This is a genomic window from Microcoleus sp. CAWBG58, assembly GCF_020883045.1.
GTDB lineage: Bacteria > Cyanobacteriota > Cyanobacteriia > Cyanobacteriales > Microcoleaceae > Microcoleus.
In genome coordinates, this window is sequence record NZ_JAHRFA010000001.1 from 1 (window position 1) to 17,424 (window position 17,424).

Below are 17,424 nucleotides of genomic sequence, written 5' to 3' on the forward strand. Positions count from 1 at the left end.
CCATTCTCCCCCTCTCCCCCCCTCTCCCCCTCTCTCCCTCCCCCCCTCCAGTCCACAGTCAATTAATGTACGCAAAATAGGATAAAACGATGAATTCGCAATTTAACCATTCTGCCAATCATTCCCAAATTGGAATTAAACCCGAACAATTGGATGAGATAATTTCAGCGATTCTGGCAGGAAAGTATTCTTGGGCTTGTTTTTTACTTTTGCGGTGCACGGGTTACAACCCTCTCGACTATATCCCCTACCGCACTTCTAACCGCTTGCTCAAGGAAAATACCCAAATGAGAAAATCGGAAACTCAGCCGCCGCTTAGCAAAATTGCGGATTTAGATTATGTGGAAGTCGTGAGGGAAAAACGAGCCGGAGTTCGAGGTGGTTGTGTAATTGAGGCTGTTAGCGAGTTGCACTCAGATACCGCAGGTTTTGTCGCCCAAGTCGGCGGCGAAGGTTCCAATATCTTGGCGCCGGCGGTTGATGTTCCAAATCAAGGATTTTTTGCAGGATTTAAGGCGCGCTGGTTTAATTTGGCGGGCAATTAATTTAGTCGATCGCCCGATCGCCCGATCGCTAGCCTTGAGTGTACCTGTTTTTTGGTGGAAGGAGCGGCGGGCGATCGGGTTTTTCAGTAGCCAACATCCGCGCTTCAGATAAATCTGCCAAAATGGCAACATTAGCCAAATTAATTACTTTATACTCAGAAACCAGATTTCAGCTATTGTGGACTTATAGTCTTTTTTAATCAAAAATAACCCATTATTTCCATGAGTGAGCCATGCCCGCCCTACTCAGATTGATGGAGTTGTCTACTTTTTTTGTTGGTGGTTCGAGTCAAAATTAATCTGCCAAAATGGCAACACAGGTCTGAATCACCAAGCTATATTAAATACAGAACAACCACAGGTTGCTGCGAGCGATCAACTCACAAACAAAAAGGATAAAAGCCATGATCATTTCTGACCTCAACTACTTGGAAACTGCTGAAACTTCTGTTGTTGGTGGATTCAACCGAGGCTATGACTTTAGCAAGATCTATTTCTCCGAGTATTTTTCCATCAAGAAGGATGTTCTGTCGAAGACCTATGTAAAAGGTAATTTGGCTACTGCTGAAGCTGATGCTTATGGTTCAGATACTTTGACCCAAACCTTCGCTACTGTCACTCCATACTCTTCTAATAGCGTCTCGATCGCTGCCACTAACTAATCCTTGGCAGTTGAATGCTTCGATAATGAAATTAACTGCAAAAATAGAGGGCGTCTTAGCTGATGATGTCCTCTATTCTCATGGCTATCCATCCCCGCAGTCAACTTTATTTGGTGAGTTAGAAAGTCAAAATTAATCTGCCAAAATGGCAACACAGGTCTGAATCACCCAGCTATATTAAATACAGAACAAGCGCAGGTTGCTGCGAGCAATTAACTCACAAACAAAAAGGACAAAAGCCATGATTATTTCTGACCTCAACTACTTGGAAACTGCTGAAACTTCTGTTGTTGGTGGATTCAACCGAGGCTATGACTTTAGCAAGATCTATTTCTCTGAGTATTTTTCCATCAAGAAAGATGTTGTGTCGAAGACCTATGTCGAGGGCAATCTTGCGACTGCTGAAGCTGATGCTTACGGCAAAGATAGTTTGACCCAAACTTTCGCTACAGTCTATCCGTGGTCTTCTAATAGCGTCTCGATCGCTGCTACTAACTAATCCTTGGCAGTTGAATGGATCGAGAATGAAATTAACCGCAAAAATAGAGGGCGTCTTAGCTGATACTGCCCTCTATTTTCATTGCTTTCTATTCCATGAATAATTTGATTTGGCAAGTTAGAAAGTCAAAATCAATCTGCCAAAATGGCAACACAGGTCTGAATCACTCAGCTATATTAAATACAGACAGGACAAGCACAGGTTGCTGCTGGCAATTAACTCACAAACAAAAAGGATAAAAGCCATGATCATTTCTGACCTGAACTACTTGGAAACTGCTGAATCTTCTGTTGTTGGTGGATTCAACTTGGGAAAAGATTATAGCAAGATCTATTTCTCTGAGTATTTTTCCATCAAGAAAGATGTTTTCTCGAAGACCTATGTCGAGGGCAATCTTGCGACTGCTGAAGCTGATGCTTACGGCAAAGATAGTTTGACCCAAACTTTCGCTACAGTCTATCCGTGGTCTTCTAATAGCGTTTCGATCGCTGCTACTAACTAATCCTTGGTTGTTGAATTGTCTGGCTATATCGACTTCATCCACTCAGTCCAAACAAAACAAAATTTAATAACCGAGTAGATTAAGTCGATATAGCAATTCTTGAAAACAGCCAGAAATCAACCGATCTAGACAGAGTTTGTTAGTCTCTTTTTCAAATGACTATTTAAAGTCATTTGAAATTAATTTAGTTTGCTGAAAACTTCTGGTGAGATACCCATGAAAAATTCATTAATCATCTCAGACTTAAGTTATTTAGAACCGATTGACGAAAGTAGCATTGTAGTAGGTGGTCGCAAAGTTTCCGCTAGTACATACGGCACAACAGAAGCAGGGCCTGGATATGCCATCGCTGTTGTAGGTGCATTTGCCACTGGTGATGATACTTATACAAATACTGGAGCCAACACAACGGTTCAAGACTTTGGTAGTCTTCAGTTTAGTAGAGCCAAGGCAACAGGCACAGCCTATGGAACAAATGGAGACCAAACTGCTTCATCTACATTTCGCAGCACTTCTATTTCGTTTTTTGGGCGTTAATTTTTTTGGCGTTAATAGTCTCATCCAATCAGAAGGCGATCGATACTGAGAATTTGATGTTGTACAAGATACTTTTCAACAGTTGACAGTTGACAGTTGACAGTTGACCATGGGAGAGCGACCTCTACCTAGAAGGAAGATGATTGGAGTAATGAATAGTCTGATTTTAATTTCTCCCTCAAAGCCAGAGGCTTTCAAGCAATTCTTTATGGTCATAAATCCTCTCATGATGCTTGGGGAGGCTCTAGTCTTAACCGACAAGTATCGAAATATTTTGCTAAGGATAAAATGATATGCAGATTGAGAAAATTGATGATTTTGAAACATTTAAGAAAATCCGAGAAAATTGGGATTATGTATACGCTGCCGATTGTCAAGCTCAGTTTTTCTTATCCTGGATTTGGTTGTCTGGATGGTTGGAGGTGGTGCATGAGCCGTGGTTCATATTAGCTGCAAAACCAGATACCGATGATCCATCTGATTCATCCTATGTTGCCTTTTTTCCTCTGAAAATTTTATTAACACACCAGGATGGAGGCGGCTTTGAAACAGAAATTTGCATGGCAGGAAATAGTATGGCAGATTACACAGGACTTATTTGCCTGCCTGGTTATGAAGAAGAGGCAGTTCCTGCTTTTGCTGCTTACATCCAGCAACAGTTAGCATGGTCTACTTTCAATGTAAAAAGTATTCTAGAAACGGATACGCGGATGTCTCTCTTCTTGAGTAGTTTCTCAGAAGATAGTTTCGATCTCAGTCAACTGTGCGTTAAAAGTGTGAAGGAAGAAGATCCAGATCTTTATCTTTCCCCTTATGTTTCATTACCAGATGACTGGGATGAATATCTGCAAAATTATGTCGGTACGAATACCCGCCAAAAAATCAGACGCTTTTTAAGGCAGGTTGAAAGTTCTGACGAGCTTTCTATCACCTACGCTAACTCAGAGAATTTGGATTCTCATATTGAGATACTACTCAACTTATGGGAGGCAAGATGGAAAAAGCAAAAAGGGGATACCTTTGAGTCGGTCATGGCTTACAATCGCCTGATTTTACATCATTGTTTTGAACATAACTGTCTGTATCTTTCGGTTCTGTGGAAGGGAGATAGACCTTTAGGGGCGATCGCCAATTTTATGGATTTTCCGCAAAAATCCATGCTATTTGCGATTGCGGGTCGCGATCAAACCTTTAAAAATCCTCCACCTGGACTGATCCTCCATGCTGATGCGATCCGATACGCGATTCAAAATGGCTTTAAAGTGTACGACTTCTTAATGGGGAATGAGGAATACAAGTATTCTTTTGGAGCTAAAGATCGCCAGATTCAACATATCGTAGCCCAGTACAAGCATAACAGACAACAGGATGTTGAAAATATTATTCCTTTAGCGCTTCAGCTAGCTATTCGGGATCATCGCTCGAACCGACTCACCAAAGCTGAACAGGGATACTGTCAGATTCTGAAAGCTCAGTCAAATCACCCAGAGGCACTTTACGGACTGGGGGTGTTGATGAGGCAAAAAGGCGAGTATCAAACTGCCGAAAATCTCTTCAAAGATTTACTGAAAATTCAACCCAATTCTATCAAGGCTTTATTTAGTTTGGGGAATTTATATCAAATTCAGGATAGGTTGCCCGAGGCGATAGAAGCGTATCATCAACTCCTAGTTTTGCAGCCTGATGCGATCGCTGCATACAATAACCTTGGCTATGCTCTACAGCAGCAAGGCAAATGGGAAGATGCGATCGCCTGCTATCAAAAAGCGCTTGAACTACAGCCTAATTGCGTTGAAGCTGAGGTGAGCTTAGCCAATGCACTTCATGCTCAAGGAAAGCTTTCCCCAGAGAAACAAGCTCATTACGCGGCACTGAACAATGATTTCGGCTCCAAATGCAAACAAGTGGGTGATTTGAAAACTGCGATCGCCTACTACCGACAGTCTATCTCTATGAAACCAGATTTCGCAGAGGCTCACTATAATTTGGCTCTGGTGCTGCAACAACAAGGTCAAGATAAAACAGTAATTACTTCGGAACAAAAAACTCCCATACCTGCTTAGTAGTTTAGTTTGAAAATAAGGAGCATTATGTGGCTATCTGATTTGTCCTATCTCGAAAATGTTTCAGAAAATGACTTAATTTTAGGTGGTGCTTTATTGGCGTTGGATGCTTTTGCATCAGTGGATAGTGGAAACACTTTGACGGCTACAGACGTTATTTTTGGCAACCACGGTAAAGTTACGAAAGCAAGGGGTACAGGAACAGCTATAGCGAGCGGTACTAATCCTCTAGCTGGTGTTGATGTTTACTACGCAGGCTTTGATAAAGTGAAAGTAAAATTTCATTCTGGAACAGGAGCAAACTATGCTTTTGAGACTGTTAGTGTAAAGGCGATGGACTTGCCACACTAACTTGCAAATCTGGTAGTCAGGACTTCAGCCTTTTTTAGTATCGAGTTGGGTGCAGGGCGATCGCATCGCGATCGCCCTGCACCCGCGTCCGCATCCATGGGAGTGCGATCGAGCCACAGCCTGCACCCACATCCCAAAGCAACTCAGACAATTCTGCCAAATTGGCAACACAGGTCTAATTAGTCCAGATATATTTAGGTCATTGACACTCCTCGACCTAAAGGTGCGAGGATTCTTAAGACTTTTCAGTCTTAATATCCCTATTTATAGGGTTCCCAGGCTGACTACATTTGCACAAAAGAGCACGCTTAAGTGCGTAGTCATATCTCCTTAAAAGTGTTTTGAGCGTAGACTTTCCCCCAGTCCGGGGGTAGGTTTTTACATCTTGTCTGATGCCTTTATTCTACCACATATTTGTCCGGGAAGATGTCTACCAAATACATGAGAATTCCTGACAGAGCACTTTTCGGGAAAAGCCGTCCTATAAGGACGGGGTTTTAAACCCCGATGTCCTAATAATATCGTTTCCGGTTGCATCGGTATTGTTTAAACACTCAACTGTCAACTGTCAACTGTCAACTGTCAACTGTCAACTGTCAACTGTTGTTTCCCCTCCAACTTTCGGGATAGATCGAGATTCATTTATTAAAAACATTTCAGTCTTTAGTCAGAAGTCAAAAGCAATTGCTTCGCACTCTTCAAAATCATACATTTTCATTGGAAATTGGCAGTATCGGTGTTCGCGCAAGTGCTTTTCGTCTTTATAGCTAAAAGGAGATAAATCGCGATGCCTTCCTTAGATTCATCTGATCCATTAAAAAATATTGTTGGAAACAACAATAGTTTAAACACCTTGAATTCGCAGGTGGCGAATAACTCTGGTACCGGCAGCACCAGCGCTTCCAGCAAGTCTAGTTCCTTTGTAAATAACAGCGGTGCGGGCAGTACCAGCACTGCGACAGCCACTTCCCCGATGGGAAACAGTACGAGTAGCGAGACTGCTTATGCTGCCGGGGCTACATCAAGCAGTGGCAGCGCGACAGCGAGTGCTTCTAATGTCGCGCCCCCAACTACGATCGCCACTGCTTCGGCCCCAGCAGCAACACCTGCGCCTGCGCCAACACCAACACCAACACCTGCGCCAACACCAACACCTGCGCCTGCGCCAACACCTGCGCCAACACCAACACCAACACCAACACCAACACCAACACCAACACCAACACCTGCGCCTGCGCCAACACCAACACCTGCGCCGTTAGGAGACAGCAGCGGTGCGAGCAGCACCAGTAGCGCGACAGCGACTTCTCCGACTGGGAGCAGCACCAGCACTCAGACAGCATGGGCTCCCGGTGGTACTTCTAGTAGCGCGATCGCCTCAGCTAGCAGTGGTTTAGAAACTCCGCCGGCTGCGATCGCCACTGCTTCTGCCCCAGCGCCAACTCCAGCGCCAACTCCAGCGCCAACTCCAGCGCCGACTCCAGCGCCAACTCCAGCGCCAACTCCAGCGCCAACTCCAGCGCCAACTCCAGCGGCGGCTGCTACAGACTCTGCACCGGCAATTAATATCACAGCGCCAACACCAACACCAACACCAGCGCCAATACCAACACCAATACGGCTAACACCTGCGAAAGCTCCAACACTAGCACCAGCGCCAACTCCAACACCGTCAAATAATAATGATGGTGCGCCGCTTGATTCGGTGACTGACGGAACTTCTAGCAATTCAAGTTCTTCTAATTTGCCTCCAGACAGTACGGGTGCTGGCGGTGACAGTACGATAATTGCTGAGCCAACAGATAACGGTAACAGCAATTTGTCGATCGCACTTCCCGATAACAGTACCAACAACAGCGCTGATACAACTCCAGCCCCAGAAAACAATCCTGAGGTAGTAGCGGAATTAACTGTCACCTATGACAACAACGGTGACGGATATTGGCAGGGAACCAGCGATATTGATGTGATTACTTGTGGTAGCGGATTCGATCGAATTATTGCAGGAGGTGGCGACGATTTTGTCAAAGGTAACAGAGGTAGCGATACGATCGAAGGAGGCGATGGAAACGACACTTTGCGGGGAGGAAGAGGTCAAGATTTGCTGATTGGCGGCAACGGCGACGATTTTCTGTGTGGCGACTTCGGCATCGATACATTGATTGGAGGTACCGGCGCTGATACCTTTGTATTTAGACCTGAAACAGCGAGTTCTATGGCTAATCTATTTTTAGCCGATATACTGGTTGATTTCAATGTCGCTGAAGGTGATAAAATCGGTCTGACAGGCGGACTTTCTGCCACAGATATTGCACTGGTGGCGTTTGATACTGACGGTAACGGTACCGCAGACGCAACTCTGGTCAAGTTTAGTTCCAATAATGGCGATCGAATTTTAGCCGTTGTTTTGGGAACAATAAACCCAGCAGGTGCAACAACTTTAACCAATGCTGATTTCATCACTTTTCCAAATCAAACCTTGTAGCTAGCCGTTAACGCGAACTCCCCCGCAGGAAGCCTCGGGGGCATGAGTTCAATCAACTTCTATAGCTTGAGAGAGAAAGATGAAAGACTTTTACCAGCCATTGATTGAATCAAGTGAAATTATCAAACTACTCAGAAAAGAACGGCAATTAAAGCAATTTTGTCAACAAGTTTTGCAGAAAAAAGTTATTGACAAAGCAGCCGAGGAACGGGGGTTAACTGTGACTCCCGAAGAAATTCAAGTGGCGGGCGACAAGCTGCGGCGGGAGAAGCGTCTGGAGAAAGCGTCGGATACGATTGCTTGGCTGGCGGAGCAGATGATTTCCGTAGAAGACTTAGAGGCCGGAATTTGCGATCGAATTCTCTGGCAAAAATTAGCCGAACACTTATTTGCCAAAGACGTAGAAAAGATTTTCATCCAAAGCAAATTGCAATTCGATCAAATAATTCTTTATCAACTAATTGTTGCCAACATACAACTTGCCCAAGAAATATTTTATGAAATTCAAGAAGGAGAAATCAGCTTTTTTGATGCTGCCCACCTGTACGACATTGACGAGAATCGCCGGAATTTATGTGGTTGCGAAGGCAAGGTTTATCGGTGGGCTTTAAAACCAGACATAGCCGTCGCCGTATTCAGCGCTAAACCCGGAGAAGTAATCCGTCCAATTGAAACAGAGCGAGGATATCACTTGTTCATGGTTGAAAAGTTTATCCCAGCCGAATTAACCCCTGAACGCTATCAAGAAATATTACACAATCTGTTTAACGAATGGCTGGCTAATGAGGTCAACTATTTATTGTACAATTGTAAAGTGTAGAGTGCGAACTCCGCACAGATAAGTCTAATATCGTTTCTCGCTTAGTACATGGACTTATATATATAGAGATTCTCAAAAAGATGAGGTACGTTGTTGGGCTTCAGCCCTATACGTCTAAGCGGTTATACAAGCTGCAAATTATACCTCATCTTTTTGAGAAAGGCTATAGCTGTTCTGCGTAATTTATATAATTATTTCCATTTAATGCTGCAATTTGGATTTAACTCTATTACAAAAATCGACAAAATGACGAAAAGTATTCAGTTGTTCTGGCTGCACTTGAATTCTTGTCAATAGCTGTTCCAAATAAAATGGCTTGAGTACATCTCCGGGTCGTTTCTTAGAATACGTAATATTTTTAGCTTCAAATAACGCTCTCAAATAAGCTCCGTGAAACTGAGCGTGAGTATTAAACTCTTGATAGCTGCCCATATTTTCAGGACAGTTAACTGAAACATCATAATATCTAGTATAATCTAATAAAGGTTTGTCTTGAGGATTTTTAGAATAAATCTTGCGATTGCCCAGCAGCCAACTTTCCAAGCATCGATTCTGAAATATCAGCACAAGTTCTGCATTGTTTAATTTCAATTTTTCCTGGCTCAAAAACTCATCAATTTCCGTTTGGAGTTCAGAAACAGTATTTTCCTCGGCATCCAGACACACTACAAAATAGCTATATTTTCCGTTTGAGTTGATTTCTGCGATCGCAGGCGGGATAAAATTATATAACGAAGGATATCCTTCCCCGCTAATCAAGTAATAATTTTTTTCGTTCACATCATCGCAATTGTCAACTCGCTGCAACTCCGGTAAAAGATGAGCCAGCCAAGCAGGATAAACTTTTCTCTCCGATTGCATCCCTTCGACTAAAAAATACAGATTCATCAAACTTTAATTCCCTCGCTGTATTCTTCTAGATTAATCAGTTGCATAAAAGCTTGATGCCTCGATTTTCCCAGGTTTAAATCTTTAGCATCTATTGCAGTTACAACCCCACCTTTGCGAGTGACTATTTTCCAGTTTTCCATCCCAATATTATTGATTATGTAAGGATGGTGGCTGGTAAGAATGAATTGTATATTTCTATTTTCTACAATCAAATCTGTCACCACATCGATACAGTTAATTCCCAAGCTGTTTTCAAATTCATCAATCAGGATTACCGTGCCTTCTGGCGACAAGTACAGTTCAGCAATATGAATGAGAGTCTTCAGCATTCCCGAAGAAATATTGTTTTGGAAAATCCAATCGTTAACACCCTTTTCTTTGATTTGAATTGGAAAGCTTGGAGATGATGGATTTTTATCATTCTCTACAGCTTCTATTCTCATATCTTCAACTTGAGGAAATACATCGACGAATGTTCGCTTAATCTTATTCAAAATTTCTGGGTAATAGCGAGCGACTAAAGCCATTTTAATAAATATTGGCAAGTTACTTGATTTAACACTATCTAATGAAGAATCACTTGTTGAAAACATTAACATTAAGCTTTGAGGTATACCTAAGACGGTATTGACTGAAATTAAACTTTGAGGTATACCGAAAAAAACATTAAAGGAATTTTTGAAATTAAAATTATCGCTGTAGATGATTTTATTTAACCCTTGTTGAACTGGGGAAATATCTTCTTCTTGATTGAAAATTTGAACAGCACTTTGAAAAGGTGATAATTTCGGAGTGGTGTTTCCTTTGAATTTTATTTCTGTCGAATTTCTTTCTATAATTATATCTCCATTCTTGAATAATTTTTCTTGAACAATTCTAAAATTATTAGATTCATCTTCGTCAGGCATTAGTACCGGATTTTTTCTTGTTTCAAATTCGCCTTTCCAGCGATATTCTACATCATTGATTGTGGAAAATGTAATATCCCACGCTAAACCGTTTAGCGAAAAACCATTTGCTATCTTTTGTAAATTCAAAATCCCTTTCAAAATTTGTGTTTTGCCGACACCAGATACACCAACTAATAAAGTCAAGTTGGAAAAATAGATTGGTTCAAAACGCCACTCTCGTAAATTATCCCAAAAAGCTACTTTCTTAATTCTCATTTTGCCCTCCCATTAATTATCTGCGTCCATCAGCGCTAATCAACATATAGCCTTTATCGATGAGGTATAACTGACGGCTTATATAACCACTTAAACCAAGAAGGGCTGAAGCCCAACAACATACCTTGTCTTTGTGATAACTGCTATACATCTGCGGTTAAAAACTGACATAATTTTGCCGCCACCAAGCGCGGACAAATTTAATTTCCTCAAACGTATAACGTTCTTGCAAATACTCATAAATTGCTCTCAATCTTTCATCTCCAATAACTTCAATTGCTTGGACAATTGCCTGTTGGCTTTCCGATTCTACCAACAAATTTATATCAACTTCCTTGCCCATATCCATCAATTCTACTAGATGTCCCGCAATGGTTGTCGGACTCATCCCCCGCGCATTGGCTATACCTTGAACTGTTAAACCTTGGCGGTACAATTCCCAGGTTTGCATCTGCGAATAAGATGGAACGTTAGCAAGAGTGGGAAGATTGGCGGCAGCAGATGCTGCACCTGTTGGCAATCCTTGTTCTTGGCAAAAAGCGTGAATTGCCTCTAAGAAAACTTTGCCGTACTTATCTCGCTTGTTGCTGCCGACGCCGTAAACTTCCTCAAATTCGGTGAGATTTTGCGGGCGTTTTTCTGCCATGTCTCGCAAGCTTCTATCAGCAAAAACTACGTAGGGCGGTACAAATTGTTCGTCGGCAATTTGTTTGCGGAGACTTCGTAATATCGAAAATAAACCTTCGACTTCTACAGCTAAAGAGCGAGTTCTTCCCTGTACTTCCCGCTGGGCTTCGATGGCGATTTCGACTGTGCGCTGGCGTTTCATGATTTCCCAACTTTTCTCGTTGAGTTTTAAAATGGGAAAGCCGTCTGTTTTTTCATCTAAAAAACCTTGGTTGATCAGCGAACGGCTCAATCTTTTCCAATCGTCTGGACTTCTATCTTTGCCGATGCCGTAGGTGGAAAGTTGGTTGTGCTGGTATTGCAATATTTTTTGACTTTTTGAACCTCGCAGCACGTCTATAATGTGATTCATCCCGAATTTCTCTTGACACCTGGCGATGCAGGAAAGAAATTTCATGGCTTCTAGCGTCCAGTCTTCTACGGGTTTTTTGTTGCAACAGTTGTCGCAGTTGCCGCAATCGCCGGGAAATGAATCGCCGAAATAACTTAATTGGACTGTGCGGCGGCAATTGGTGGATTCTGCATAGTTGATTACTCGCCTTAACTGTTGGCGGGCTATTCTTTGTTCTTGTTCGTCTGGTTTTTGTTCGATGATGTATTCAATGGTTTTGACATCGCCGAATCCGAAAAATAAGGTGCAGTGGGATGGTTCGTTGTCTCTGCCGGCGCGGCCTGATTCTTGATAGTATCCTTCTAGGTTTTTGGGTAAGTCGTGGTGAATTACAAACCGCACATCGGGTTTGTTGATTCCCATCCCGAAGGCGACTGTGGCTACCATTACTTGTACGTCGTCGCGGATGAACCGGGTTTGGTTGGTCGATCGATCGACATCGCTCATTCCGGCATGGTATGGTAAGGCTTGGATGCCGTTTTGCTGCAATTTGTAGGCAACTTCGTCAACTTTTTTGCGGCTGAGGCAGTAGATGATTCCTGAACCGCCTTTTTTTTGGATGATTTGCAAGACTTCGGCAAAACTGTGCTTGTGTTTTTGGCGGACTTCGTAGTATAGGTTGGGGCGGTTGAAGCTGGCGACGTGGATGTAGGGATTTCGCAGGTTTAGCTGCTGGATGATGTCTTGGCGGACGCGTTCGGTGGCGGTGGCGGTTAGTCCCATAATGGGGATGTCTGGATAGCGATCGCGCACTCGCTCCATTTGCCTGTATTCTGGTCGAAAGTCGTGCCCCCATTCCGAAACGCAGTGGGCTTCGTCGATCGCAAATGCCGAAATTCCTAACTTAGAAGCTACTATATCTAAAAACGGTAAAAATCTCTCGCCCAGCAACCGTTCGGGCGCAACGTACAGCAGTTTAATTTTACCTTCGAGAATTGCTGTTTCGCGCGATCGGGTTTCGATCGCGCTCAAAGTGCTGTTGAGAAAAGTAGCCCCAATCCCATTATCCTGCAAAGCTTCCACCTGGTCTTGCATCAGGGCAATCAGTGGCGAAACAACCACCGTCAATCCCGGTTTCAACAAAGCCGGTAATTGAAAACACAAAGATTTGCCACCGCCAGTCGGCATGACAATCATCATATCGCGTTGTTGTAAAGCAGCTTCGACAATTTCCCGCTGCCCGGGGCGGAAAGAGTCATAGCCAAAGAAATGTTTGAGGGATTGTTCGAGGGATGAGGGCGCGAGAGATGTTGGCGGATTCGACCCTGACATTTGCAGTAATTGGTTGTTGACTTCTACCTTATTCTAGGTCTTTTGAGCACAAATACAGTTACAATATTTGAGAATCTCAATTTAAGCAGATAAACCGATGCCGAAAGCAATTTGGAATGGTGCCGTTTTGGCCGAGAGCGATAAGTGCGAAATGGTAGATAATAACTATTATTTCCCGGCGGATGCCATCAACCGCGAGTATTTCAAAGATAGCAGCACTCACACTACTTGCGGTTGGAAAGGTGTTGCTAGTTACTACAGTGTTGAAGTCGCCGGACAAGTTAATAAGGATGCTGCTTGGTACTATCCTACTCCGAAAGATGCTGCTAAAAATATTGCAGGATATGTTGCTTTTTGGAAAGGAGTCAAGGTGGAGGCTTAAGGTTGTTGGTACGATTTGAACAAGTTGCTGAAGATAGAGAACATAACATTGTTTATTAGTGTCAACTTGAATTCCGAATGTACTCATCGACTTCTGTTTGCCGCCGAGGCCAGATCCCCCCTAACCCCCCTTAATAAGGGGGGGACAAGATTATTTTCCAAGTGGGTCTTTTCAAGGGAGCTTTAGGGAGATCGAGACTTGGATGCCAACCTGAAATACAAAGGTTTTAGGCAATTGTTGACACTAAAGGGAGGGGACAAGATTCTTCTCAAAGTCCCCCTTTTTAAGGGGGATTTAGGGGGATCTAGACTTGGATGCCAACCTGAAATACAAAGGTTTTAGGCAATTGTTGACACTAAAGGGAGGGGACAAGATTCTTCTCAAAGTCCCCCTTTTTAAGGGGGATTTAGGGGGATCTAGACTTGGATGTCAACCTGAAATACAAAGGTTTTAGGCAATTGTTGACACTAAAGGGAGGGGACAAGATTCTTCTCAAAGTCCCCCTTTTTAAGGGGGATTTAGGGGGTTATAGACTTGGATGCCAACCTGAAATACAAAGGTTTTTAGACAATTGTTGATAGTGATGAAGAATGTTGTGTCCCTCAACTTTTAATTTGATTCCCAAGCGGCTGCGGCTTCCCATCCCAAGCCGCGACGAACCACAATTGGTTCGCTTTCTGTTAAATCGAGAATGGTAGAAACTTGATATCCTGGATCGGAATCATCATCGACAATGATATCTACTAACTTTAAAAAACAGTCAAATAGTTCGGCTTTGCCAAAGCTTTCTGTTTTTGCAGCAGGTACTGGTGCAGCACCTTCATCATCAGTGGTAATGTGAGCAGATGTGGAAATAATCGGATTTCCCAAAGATTCTAGAAGTGTAAAACAAAGCGGGTGGTTGGGAACGCGAATTCCTGTGGTTTTGCGTTTTGGGTTCATTACCAATTTGGGCACTAACTTGGTAGCTGGTAGCAGAAATGTATAGGGCCCGGGGATTAACCGTTTGATGATTCTGTATGCTTCATCGGTGACGGCAGCATACTCGGTGATATTTGACAATGAGGAACACAAAAATGTTAAAGGCTTATCATTGGATAGTTGCTTGATCCGCCTGACTCGTTCTACGGCAGATTTGGAGTTGAGATCGCAGCCGATCGCGTAAACTGTATCTGTGGGATAAAGCATCACTGCCCCATCTTTGAGAGCTTTTGTAATCTTCTCGATCCGGTCTTTCTGGGGTGCAACTGGATGCAGTCCGTAAATAATTGCCATGTTAATATATTCCAGGCTAAGTGGGCGATCGACAAATGTGCTAAAACAATCAATGTTGAAAATTAATTGCTAATAATGAATAAAATAGCTTATTTTGACTGCCCAACCGGCATTGCTGGCGATATGTGCCTCGGAGCTCTTATACACGCGGGCGTTCCCTTAGAGTACCTAATCGAAAAACTCCATTTACTAGGCATTTCGACTGAATACCAATTGCGCGCCGAATTAGTTCACCGCAATACTCAACAAGCAACTAAATTTTATGTGGATTTAGCTGCCGATTTGCCTTTAAAATCAAACAATCTGGCTGCTGACTCCGCCCTCGATCCCTCGGAAACTGAATCGCCGACTTTCGATGCGCGCCACCACCACCATCACGGGGAAGAAGATTCTCACAGTCACGGTGAAGCAGATGCGGAAATTAGCCACACTCATCACCGCCACTTACCAGAAATTGAGCAGACGATCGTCGCTGCAAAATTGCCTCCGCGCGTGGAAGCGTGGAGTTTGGCTGTATTTGGCAAATTAGCAGATGCAGAGGCTGCCGTACACGGTATCCCCCCCAGTGAGGTTCACTTTCACGAGGTGGGGGCTGCGGATGCAATTATTGATATTGTCGGTACTTGTTTGGGCTTGGATTGGTTGGATATTCAGGAGTTTTACTTTTCGCCGATGCCGACTGGTGGGGGTACGGTGAAGGCTGCCCACGGTAGGTTAGCTGTGCCTACGCCTGCTGTGATGCGGTTGTGGGAAACGCACCGAGTGCCGGTTTATAGCAATGGGATCGATCGCGAGTTGTGTACTCCTACGGGTACTGCGATCGCCTGTACTCTCGCCTCTGCTTTTGGCCCGCCACCGCCGATGCAAGTTGAGTTAATTGGTTTGGGTGCAGGTTCGCGAAATCTGGCAATTCCTAATATTTTGCGCCTCTGGATTGGGGAGAAGGAAGGTTCGGCAGCGGATTTTGTAACGGATGTAACGGATGTAAGTTATAGGGTAGAATTTAGAGGGGAAAATTCAGAAAGTCATCAATTACCAATTACTAATTCCCAAGAAACAGTCTGTGTTTTGGAAACGCAAATTGATGATTTAAACCCGCAGGCGATCGGCTATGTTTTTGATGCTTTGTTTCTTGCCGGAGCTCTGGATGTTTTTACGACACCAATTGTGATGAAAAAGTCGCGGCTGGGGGTTTTGTTAAATGTGATTTGTCATCCCGAATTTCAGGATGCTTGCGAAGCTGTGATGTTTCGAGAGACTTCTACTCTGGGAATTAGGCGATCGACTCAACAGAGAACTATTTTGGATCGAGAAATTCAGAAGGTTCAAACAGAGTACGGCGAAGTGCAAATAAAAGTTGCTAAGTCTGGAGAAACGATTGTTAACGTGCAGCCGGAATACGAAGATTGTGCGGAAATTGCCCGATTGAAAAATGTTAGTTGGCGCGAAGTTCATCGGTTGGCGCTGCAACTTTGGTACGATCGTTAAACAGTTGACAGTTGACAGTTGACAGTTGACAGTGGGTGCATCTGGTTTTGACAAATATATCCGTAGGGGCTATAGCATCACCTCCGTGAATATGGGATTATAACTAATAACTTATATGCGGTGATGCTTCTTCAGGCTTCAAAAACTAGATCCACCCTTGACAGTTGATTTGAGTAGGTGCGAAATGCGTACCTTACATAAAAGTTTTTTATCAAGAAGAATGGGTTTAAAGTCTCCTCCTTCGAGGGGGAAATAAAACAAAATTATTCACTGTTTCAATCCTCGGACTTATAGGTAGAGGTCGCTCTTAAACTGTCAACTGTCAACTGTCAACTGTCAACTGTTGAAAGCTTTTTACAGCAGTCTGCGGGTTTGTAAAATTTGTTGTTGCAATTCCTCGAAAGCGGGCATTTTTGAGTTAGGATTTTTTTCAATGAGATCCTTTATTTGGTCGATTAGCTCGATCGCCAGCGGTACGCCAAGTTGCAATTGTTCCAAGACATCCCGCTGGGCAAAAACGGTTTCCGGTGTGCCTTCTAGAATCAGTTTTCCGCAATCCATCACAAACACCCAATCGGCCCAGCGGTAGATGAAATCGAGGTCGTGACTTGCTAAAAGTATGGTGGTTCCGGCTGCGTGAATTTGTTGCAGCAAACCGATCAGTTGTTTGGTGTGGCGCGGATCGAGATAGGCGGTAGGTTCGTCTAGCAGCAGCAGTTTGGGTTTGAGTACCATGATATCGGCGATGGAAACGCGCTTTTTTTGTCCTAAACTAAGGTTGTGGATTGGTTCGCGGGCGAGTTCGCTTAAGTTGAATTCCTCGATCGCTTTTTCTACCTGTTGAGCAATTTCCGATTCTGGCAATCCTAGATTGTACAATCCGTAGGAGATATCTTCTTCGACTGTGGAAGCAACTAGCTGATGTTCGGGATTTTGAAAGACGAGTCCGATTTGTTGGCGCAGTTTCATGAGAGATTTGCGATCGTAACGAAACGCTTCGCCTTCCCAGCTAATGATGCCCTGTTGCGGTTGGTACAAGCCGTTTGCTAGCAGAAACAAGGTGGTTTTGCCGCAGCCGTTTTGACCGATGAGTCCGCACCGCTTCCCCGCCGGGATTTTCAGGCTTAAATCACCAATTGCTACTCGCGAAGTGCAGGGATATGAGTAAAAAGTGCGATCGAATTCTAGAATTGATTGAGACATATATTGATAATTTGTAAAATAGGTTTGTAGTGAGGACTTTAGTCCTCGGAAAGAAGGACTGAAGTCCTCACTACGAACCTGTAAAATAGGTTTGTAGTGAGGACTTTAGTCCTCGGAAAGAAGGACTGAAGTCCTCACTACGAACCTGTAAAATAGGTTTGTAGTGAGGACTTTAGTCCTCGGAAAGAAGGACTGAAGTCCTCAC

Annotated in this window: 18 protein-coding genes; 11 read left to right on the plus strand and 7 right to left on the minus strand. The window is 43.6% G+C overall.

Going from position 1 to position 17,424, the window contains the following annotated elements:
* Positions 1 to 89: 89 nt before the first annotated feature.
* The 5 genes from QZ918_RS00005 to QZ918_RS00025 all read left to right on the plus strand — a co-directional run bounded on the left by QZ918_RS00005 (position 90) and on the right by QZ918_RS00025 (position 2,745).
* On the plus strand, positions 90 to 545 hold the full coding sequence (locus QZ918_RS00005; RefSeq protein WP_293152617.1) for a HetP family heterocyst commitment protein: 456 nt from the start codon (positions 90 to 92) through the stop codon (positions 543 to 545).
* A gap of 404 nt (positions 546 to 949) precedes the next feature.
* Positions 950 to 1,207, plus strand: a complete 258-nt coding sequence (locus tag QZ918_RS00010; protein ID WP_293152623.1) for a hypothetical protein — start codon at positions 950 to 952, stop codon at positions 1,205 to 1,207.
* A 241-nt stretch (positions 1,208 to 1,448) separates the two neighbouring features.
* The gene (locus QZ918_RS00015) at positions 1,449 to 1,706 is read left to right on the plus strand and encodes a hypothetical protein (protein ID WP_293152626.1); all 258 of its coding nucleotides are present in this window, start codon (positions 1,449 to 1,451) and stop codon (positions 1,704 to 1,706) included.
* A 244-nt stretch (positions 1,707 to 1,950) separates the two neighbouring features.
* Positions 1,951 to 2,208 carry a hypothetical protein gene (locus QZ918_RS00020; RefSeq protein ID WP_293152629.1) on the plus strand — a complete coding sequence of 86 codons (258 nt, stop codon included), beginning with the start codon at positions 1,951 to 1,953 and terminating at the stop codon, positions 2,206 to 2,208.
* Between the two features lie 216 nt (positions 2,209 to 2,424).
* Positions 2,425 to 2,745 carry a TonB-dependent receptor gene (locus tag QZ918_RS00025; protein ID WP_293152632.1) on the plus strand — a complete coding sequence of 107 codons (321 nt, stop codon included), beginning with the start codon at positions 2,425 to 2,427 and terminating at the stop codon, positions 2,743 to 2,745.
* A gap of 75 nt (positions 2,746 to 2,820) precedes the next feature.
* Here the strand turns inward: QZ918_RS00025 and QZ918_RS00030 are convergent, their stop codons facing one another.
* Positions 2,821 to 2,961 carry a hypothetical protein gene (locus QZ918_RS00030; RefSeq protein ID WP_293152635.1) on the minus strand — a complete coding sequence of 47 codons (141 nt, stop codon included), beginning with the start codon at positions 2,959 to 2,961 and terminating at the stop codon, positions 2,821 to 2,823.
* A gap of 77 nt (positions 2,962 to 3,038) precedes the next feature.
* On the opposite strand from QZ918_RS00030, the gene QZ918_RS00035 reads away from it, so the two are divergent.
* Together QZ918_RS00035 and QZ918_RS00040 are read left to right on the plus strand one after the other, a co-directional pair.
* Positions 3,039 to 4,808 carry a GNAT family N-acetyltransferase gene (locus QZ918_RS00035; protein ID WP_293329591.1) on the plus strand — a complete coding sequence of 590 codons (1,770 nt, stop codon included), beginning with the start codon at positions 3,039 to 3,041 and terminating at the stop codon, positions 4,806 to 4,808.
* A 27-nt stretch (positions 4,809 to 4,835) separates the two neighbouring features.
* Positions 4,836 to 5,159, plus strand: coding sequence for a hypothetical protein (locus tag QZ918_RS00040; protein ID WP_293152641.1), 324 nt, complete (start codon positions 4,836 to 4,838; stop codon positions 5,157 to 5,159).
* A gap of 34 nt (positions 5,160 to 5,193) precedes the next feature.
* Here the strand turns inward: QZ918_RS00040 and QZ918_RS00045 are convergent, their stop codons facing one another.
* The gene (locus tag QZ918_RS00045) at positions 5,194 to 5,319 is read right to left on the minus strand and encodes a hypothetical protein (RefSeq protein ID WP_293329593.1); all 126 of its coding nucleotides are present in this window, start codon (positions 5,317 to 5,319) and stop codon (positions 5,194 to 5,196) included.
* A 627-nt stretch (positions 5,320 to 5,946) separates the two neighbouring features.
* On the opposite strand from QZ918_RS00045, the gene QZ918_RS00050 reads away from it, so the two are divergent.
* Together QZ918_RS00050 and QZ918_RS00055 are read left to right on the plus strand one after the other, a co-directional pair.
* Positions 5,947 to 7,644, plus strand: coding sequence for a calcium-binding protein (locus tag QZ918_RS00050; protein WP_293329595.1), 1,698 nt, complete (start codon positions 5,947 to 5,949; stop codon positions 7,642 to 7,644).
* A gap of 79 nt (positions 7,645 to 7,723) precedes the next feature.
* Positions 7,724 to 8,464 (plus strand): peptidylprolyl isomerase, encoded by a 741-nt coding sequence (locus tag QZ918_RS00055; RefSeq protein WP_293329597.1) that lies wholly within the window; start codon positions 7,724 to 7,726, stop codon positions 8,462 to 8,464.
* Positions 8,465 to 8,665: 201 nt separating this feature from the next.
* On the opposite strand, the gene QZ918_RS00060 is transcribed toward QZ918_RS00055, so the two are convergent.
* The 3 genes from QZ918_RS00060 to recQ all read right to left on the minus strand — a co-directional run bounded on the left by QZ918_RS00060 (position 8,666) and on the right by recQ (position 12,871).
* Positions 8,666 to 9,352, minus strand: a complete 687-nt coding sequence (locus QZ918_RS00060) for a hypothetical protein (RefSeq protein WP_293329599.1) — start codon at positions 9,350 to 9,352, stop codon at positions 8,666 to 8,668.
* Positions 9,352 to 10,521: an AAA family ATPase gene (locus QZ918_RS00065; protein WP_293329601.1), complete on the minus strand. Its 1,170-nt coding sequence runs from the start codon at positions 10,519 to 10,521 to the stop codon at positions 9,352 to 9,354. The genes QZ918_RS00060 and QZ918_RS00065 overlap by 1 nt, the downstream gene beginning before the upstream one ends.
* 157 nt (positions 10,522 to 10,678) lie before the next feature.
* Positions 10,679 to 12,871: a DNA helicase RecQ gene (gene recQ, locus QZ918_RS00070; RefSeq protein WP_293329603.1), complete on the minus strand. Its 2,193-nt coding sequence runs from the start codon at positions 12,869 to 12,871 to the stop codon at positions 10,679 to 10,681.
* 97 nt (positions 12,872 to 12,968) lie between these two features.
* Here recQ and QZ918_RS00075 point away from each other — a divergent pair, with 97 nt between their 5' ends.
* Complete coding sequence (locus QZ918_RS00075; protein ID WP_293152661.1) at positions 12,969 to 13,253, plus strand: DUF427 domain-containing protein; 285 nt, start codon at positions 12,969 to 12,971, stop codon at positions 13,251 to 13,253.
* Between the two features lie 609 nt (positions 13,254 to 13,862).
* On the opposite strand, the gene QZ918_RS00080 is transcribed toward QZ918_RS00075, so the two are convergent.
* Positions 13,863 to 14,528, minus strand: coding sequence for an L-threonylcarbamoyladenylate synthase (locus QZ918_RS00080; RefSeq protein ID WP_293329605.1), 666 nt, complete (start codon positions 14,526 to 14,528; stop codon positions 13,863 to 13,865).
* A 75-nt stretch (positions 14,529 to 14,603) separates the two neighbouring features.
* On the opposite strand from QZ918_RS00080, the gene larC reads away from it, so the two are divergent.
* The gene (gene larC, locus QZ918_RS00085; protein ID WP_293329607.1) at positions 14,604 to 16,016 is read left to right on the plus strand and encodes a nickel pincer cofactor biosynthesis protein LarC; all 1,413 of its coding nucleotides are present in this window, start codon (positions 14,604 to 14,606) and stop codon (positions 16,014 to 16,016) included.
* Between the two features lie 354 nt (positions 16,017 to 16,370).
* Here the strand turns inward: larC and QZ918_RS00090 are convergent, their stop codons facing one another.
* A complete protein-coding gene (locus QZ918_RS00090) occupies positions 16,371 to 17,219 on the minus strand; it encodes an energy-coupling factor ABC transporter ATP-binding protein (protein ID WP_293152670.1) in 849 nt (282 codons plus the stop codon).
* Positions 17,220 to 17,424 lie beyond the last annotated feature (205 nt).

Coding starts and splice junctions, on each gene's coding strand:
- QZ918_RS00080 (WP_293329605.1), bottom strand. CDS start 14,528: ATGGCAATTATTTACGGACTGCATCCAGTTGCACCCCAGAAAGACCGG.
- QZ918_RS00005 (WP_293152617.1), top strand. CDS start 90: ATGAATTCGCAATTTAACCATTCTGCCAATCATTCCCAAATTGGAATT.
- QZ918_RS00015 (WP_293152626.1), top strand. CDS start 1,449: ATGATTATTTCTGACCTCAACTACTTGGAAACTGCTGAAACTTCTGTT.
- QZ918_RS00010 (WP_293152623.1), top strand. CDS start 950: ATGATCATTTCTGACCTCAACTACTTGGAAACTGCTGAAACTTCTGTT.
- QZ918_RS00020 (WP_293152629.1), top strand. CDS start 1,951: ATGATCATTTCTGACCTGAACTACTTGGAAACTGCTGAATCTTCTGTT.
- QZ918_RS00025 (WP_293152632.1), top strand. CDS start 2,425: ATGAAAAATTCATTAATCATCTCAGACTTAAGTTATTTAGAACCGATT.
- QZ918_RS00090 (WP_293152670.1), bottom strand. CDS start 17,219: ATGTCTCAATCAATTCTAGAATTCGATCGCACTTTTTACTCATATCCC.
- larC (WP_293329607.1), top strand. CDS start 14,604: ATGAATAAAATAGCTTATTTTGACTGCCCAACCGGCATTGCTGGCGAT.
- QZ918_RS00035 (WP_293329591.1), top strand. CDS start 3,039: ATGCAGATTGAGAAAATTGATGATTTTGAAACATTTAAGAAAATCCGA.
- QZ918_RS00060 (WP_293329599.1), bottom strand. CDS start 9,352: ATGAATCTGTATTTTTTAGTCGAAGGGATGCAATCGGAGAGAAAAGTT.
- recQ (WP_293329603.1), bottom strand. CDS start 12,871: ATGTCAGGGTCGAATCCGCCAACATCTCTCGCGCCCTCATCCCTCGAA.
- QZ918_RS00065 (WP_293329601.1), bottom strand. CDS start 10,521: ATGAGAATTAAGAAAGTAGCTTTTTGGGATAATTTACGAGAGTGGCGT.
- QZ918_RS00075 (WP_293152661.1), top strand. CDS start 12,969: ATGCCGAAAGCAATTTGGAATGGTGCCGTTTTGGCCGAGAGCGATAAG.
- QZ918_RS00030 (WP_293152635.1), bottom strand. CDS start 2,961: ATGACCATAAAGAATTGCTTGAAAGCCTCTGGCTTTGAGGGAGAAATT.
- QZ918_RS00050 (WP_293329595.1), top strand. CDS start 5,947: ATGCCTTCCTTAGATTCATCTGATCCATTAAAAAATATTGTTGGAAAC.
- QZ918_RS00040 (WP_293152641.1), top strand. CDS start 4,836: ATGTGGCTATCTGATTTGTCCTATCTCGAAAATGTTTCAGAAAATGAC.
- QZ918_RS00055 (WP_293329597.1), top strand. CDS start 7,724: ATGAAAGACTTTTACCAGCCATTGATTGAATCAAGTGAAATTATCAAA.